This is a genomic window from Deltaproteobacteria bacterium, from assembly GCA_016874775.1.
GTDB lineage: Bacteria > Desulfobacterota > Binatia > Bin18 > Bin18 > VGTJ01.
The window spans coordinates 1-4,081 of sequence record VGTJ01000305.1 but is presented as its reverse complement, the minus strand read 5'-3'; the positions used below and the strand labels follow the sequence as shown (position 1 = coordinate 4,081).

At 52.5% G+C, this 4,081-nt stretch carries 4 protein-coding genes and 1 tRNA gene; 1 reads left to right on the top strand and 4 read right to left on the bottom strand.

The features are described 5' to 3' along the window. The first annotated feature begins 117 nt into the window (after window positions 1-117). Window positions 118-191 (top strand) — tRNA-Gly (locus tag FJ147_27725). Window positions 192-823: 632 nt separating this feature from the next. On the opposite strand, the gene FJ147_27720 is transcribed toward FJ147_27725, so the two are convergent. The 4 genes from FJ147_27720 to FJ147_27705 form a co-directional block, all read right to left on the bottom strand. After that, window positions 824-1,114 (bottom strand): hypothetical protein, encoded by a 291-nt coding sequence (locus FJ147_27720; GenBank protein MBM4259673.1) that lies wholly within the window; start codon window positions 1,112-1,114, stop codon window positions 824-826. 614 nt (window positions 1,115-1,728) lie between these two features. Beyond that, window positions 1,729-2,595 (bottom strand): hypothetical protein, encoded by an 867-nt coding sequence (locus FJ147_27715; protein MBM4259672.1) that lies wholly within the window; start codon window positions 2,593-2,595, stop codon window positions 1,729-1,731. Then, on the bottom strand, window positions 2,573-3,322 hold the full coding sequence (locus tag FJ147_27710; protein ID MBM4259671.1) for a hypothetical protein: 750 nt from the start codon (window positions 3,320-3,322) through the stop codon (window positions 2,573-2,575). The genes FJ147_27715 and FJ147_27710 overlap by 23 nt, the downstream gene beginning before the upstream one ends. A 274-nt stretch (window positions 3,323-3,596) precedes the next feature. After that, window positions 3,597-3,878 carry a hypothetical protein gene (locus FJ147_27705; GenBank protein MBM4259670.1) on the bottom strand — a complete coding sequence of 94 codons (282 nt, stop codon included), beginning with the start codon at window positions 3,876-3,878 and terminating at the stop codon, window positions 3,597-3,599. Window positions 3,879-4,081: the final 203 nt, after the last annotated feature.

Sequence of the window (4,081 nt, the reverse complement as noted above, 5' to 3'; positions counted from 1 at the left end):
AGCAAATCCCGCAGACACTTAAATATTTGGGATCGGTTAAGTTTTGAGGCGCCGGGCCGAAATCCCAGTTGCTGGTGCCGGTCGAGTTTGCTAGAAGACTAAAGTTAGTTTGATAGTGCGGGTGTGGTTCAATGGTAGAATGTGGGCTTCCCAAGCCTGAGACGAGGGTTCGATTCCCTTCACCCGCTCCACTTCAAAATATCCCCAATAAAATCAATGAAAACTGAAGAGTTCCTCAAGCCAATTTTCGGAGAGTAAGAATAAAAGTAAGAATGTTTTCTTTCTGTTCCTGACTTTTGACCTCAATCCCGCCCAACCTGGTGAAACGGCGAGCGCAGACCCGAAAACATTGCTTGTGCAGAAGCTGGTCGTGCGTGGCGTCGTTGAATTGAGCGGAGTTGAGGCCCTTTGTGTCTGAGGCGCAGATGGAGGGCGGGAGCCGGCTGAACACTTTAGCCGAGCGATGGAAGGCCGCACGCGCAACACATCCGACAAACCCGCTGGCCGCAAAACTCGAAGCGCGATGAAAAGCATCCGCGCCCAACCTCTCCGTCACCGCTGAAAACAGCCTCGATCAACGTTTCGTTCAACGGTTCAACGACTCGCCGTCAGCAACATCTTGATCGGCACATCGAGTTGGAAATAGGCAGGCGGGCTGAGAGCGATTCACCCGTGCGTTTGCACCCGAAGCCAAAGGCCCTTCCCGAATTCAGGCATTGGAAGGTCGATGTGCGATTCAAGAACGAAGGCGACAGAGAAATCGTGCTCTATCCGTATTTCAATATCGAAGTCTTCGACAGGGTATCGGTCAAGACGACAATTTTCATCTGCGAATGAAGTTCTTTTGTCCCCACAACTCATCTCTGACGGACATCAGCATTTTCTCCATTTTGAAAATTGGCTTCGAATGCCCCGGAACGATATGCGCAATCGTCCCGCAGCTGTTCTTTAGCGCCTCTGCGGCCTTGGGATTCTGCAGGAATTTTTGTTTGATCGCTTCACGGATTAGATTTTCATGCTCTTGACTTCCAACCAAATATTTCTGGCCCGCTATTTCAAAAAACTGCCGTGACTTGCCTCTGCCAGCGGATTTTGCCGCCATTCCCGAGAGCATAAATACGTGTTTCTCATCTCTCCCTTACACTTTAGTCCCTGCCAAAAGCCTTCGACAGACCCACAACTGAACGTTTCCCCATCAATGGTGATGGTGAAGGGTGTGGCCGCCAGATTCGACAGAATCTTTTCTGCCCAATTCGAACTTCGAAAATAGACATTCATAATCGCATCACTTCACCAAAAAACCATGCCTGCGTCAGCGGAGTCCGTAAAAATGACACAATCCAGGGTCAATTGTCTGCCGTTCAGCGTTGCTAAAAACATCGCTCATACCGCACTTCTTGTTTTCCCGTTGACGATGCTCTTGCACCATTGATCAACGACGGTTAGCTCTTCGTCTGTCGCACCTCGATTGCGCTTTCCACGAACTTGACCAAGTCGCTTGGAGCGGGGATTCAACTCGATTGTTGTGCGTCACGGGAGATACTGAGACTTTTTGGTTCAAAAAAGGGGTAACAGTTCGGGATTTGTTTTTGTTGGTTTTGCTTTGAGTTTAGTTGTGCTGGCCGATGGGGGCTAAAAGCTGGCCGGGCGGGTTCGTGGCACCGAGACTACGCCCCGGCAAAGGGCTGTCAACCAGCCTTCGCAAGTATCAGTGGGCTCGACGAGGGCTTATGCTTTGCCCAGAATCACAACTCGCGAGTCCGCGTTGAGTATCTGCGTTCCGTTGCTAAGGACGGCCAGCGGACACTCCCAATGGGCATGGCCACGAATGACAAGGGTGGGTCGCGATTGCTCCAATGCTTCCCTAATGGAAGGCCAACCTCGTTTTGTTTCTCCAGCGTCTGGTCCATCGTGCATCACGAGCAGGTCGAGTGGCGCGCCGATGAGACGTCTGATTTCGCTGGCGAATACCTTCTCTTCGCGCCGAAAGAGCTTGCGGGCGCTATCGCCAACAACTCCAGAAAGCCCGCCGATCTTCAATCCGTCCAGTTCGACGACGTGACCATCCAGAAAATGTGTTTTCGGCTGGCGCAGAAACGCTTTGAAGTCGGGAACGGAAGGTGTCTTGCCAAAGAAATCATGGTTGCCCGCAACCCCGGTCACCCAGCGGAAGCGTTGCACAAACGCCGCCCAGACTTGGCGAACGTCCCCGCTGCCACCACGTTTGTCGAGAAGCTCTCGCGTATACAAGTCACCGGCAAGGATTACGCCTATTCTGTCCAAGGGCGGCAACATTCCCGTCCCGGCGAGCAGCGCACAATGCTCCGCCAGATGTTTTCCCAGCAGCCGGCCATTTGCGCTTTCATTCGTGGGAAACTCACGACCCTGCAAATCCGCTGTCGCCATAATGGCGTCCAAACCATTCGGGAGCGCGTCAACTTTCGCGCGCAAGAATGGCAGCGTCGCTCTGACAATCCTGCGGTCTCCGCTGACGTTGCGATACGGCAGCAGATGGAACGGAGACTCCTCGATGGATACAATGCGCATGATGTTCCCAATTTTGGTATCTGCATCAATCTTCTTCCCCTGCGCCATCCTGATAATAGGCGGAGCGGGCCTTGACACTATAGAAGGCGATGTCAGCGAGTTGCGTGAAGACTGCGGCTGTCAAGTAGCCCCCATAACAGCATCCAGTGTCCAGGCCGACGGAAAACGGTCCTCGAATCACCGTAGGCATGTGCTGATGCCCGTAAAATGCTACGCCGAAACGGCCGTCGTATTCTTGCCACCACGGTCGAGCCGTGGGCGGGTGGGCTTCGCCGAGTTTTAGCGCGATGCCTTGATCATCAACTTTTCGGATGCGAAGCAGCAAATCGCGGCGATCCCGGCTTCTCGTCAGATCTTCGATCGTTTTATGCCTCAATGGAGAGATGCCGGCATGAACAGCGATGAAGCCATCAGCTTTGTGAAAGTAAGGACGCTCAGTTAGCCATGCCAGATGAGCTGCCGAAAGCTGGCCGTAGATGCACAGGTTCTCTTGAGAAAAGTCCATTGGCTTTGACCCTGGTGGTGGCGGGTTGGTTTGCCAGCGATGCCATCGGAGATACTTTTCATCGTGATTCCCCAGTAAAGCCACAGCTCCCTGATGTTCAACTAGCTCGCGGACGGCCGTGAGAGTCCCGAGGCTGTCCGGCCCACGGTCAAGATAATCACCAAGAAAAATCAGAGTGTCTCGGTTGGATTGGAAATCGACGCGAGCGAGCAATTCTCGCAACTCAGCAAGACAGCCGTGAATGTCTCCAATGATGATGGTCCGCTTCATGATTGCTGCTCAGGGAATCGCTCGAATTCGATTGGCGTCGGGCCAAAGATCGAGTGGCGAATGTTGCGAATGTTGCGGGCAGCAGTCATCTCCAAGGAGACATAGTGCAGCCGCTCGTTTACACTGATACTGATTCAAACGATGTCACTCGGACCAGGTAAATCAGCTAGCACAAAACCCAGCCGAACGAAAAGGATAAGCTGCCGGGGGCGCCTGCAACACCTTCATGCCGCGCGAAACCAGGATGGCGGCGCCGGTCAGCTTCATCCGTTGGTTATGCACTGGCGCTATTGTCGGAGGACTCCAATGCTGCAACTTGCTGGTTCAACCACGGAACATCACGCTGCGCTTCCTGCAACGCTTTGTCAATGGAGTCATAAACACCTGATCGCGTGTCGTGATCGAATTGTGATGTCCACACGGATTCATCAGCTCCGCTGAACAGCACCCGTTGTTCCTCGGCATACATATAACCGCCATCGCTTCTACGATAAACGGCGATGCGGCGAGCGTTCTCCTCGTCCGTGATAGGGTGGATAGCAACTCTTTCTTTCATCCAAGGGCTCCGGGACCGCAAGGCGAGTAGGTCCAGTTCAGGAGCAAACACACGCCTGTGCCAGCCGCACGGTGAACTGATAGGAAATTGCTTTTGAAAAATAAGCCGAGAAGTAGAGGAAGATATGATATTAGAATTGCTTTCTAATATAAATGAAAAATATTTAAGTGAAGGTCTTAAGAATTTAGATAACAAAGATTTAG

Coding starts and splice junctions, on each gene's coding strand:
- FJ147_27720 (MBM4259673.1), bottom strand. CDS start 1,114: ATGCTCTCGGGAATGGCGGCAAAATCCGCTGGCAGAGGCAAGTCACGG.
- FJ147_27715 (MBM4259672.1), bottom strand. CDS start 2,595: ATGGCGCAGGGGAAGAAGATTGATGCAGATACCAAAATTGGGAACATC.
- FJ147_27710 (MBM4259671.1), bottom strand. CDS start 3,322: ATGAAGCGGACCATCATCATTGGAGACATTCACGGCTGTCTTGCTGAG.
- FJ147_27705 (MBM4259670.1), bottom strand. CDS start 3,878: ATGAAAGAAAGAGTTGCTATCCACCCTATCACGGACGAGGAGAACGCT.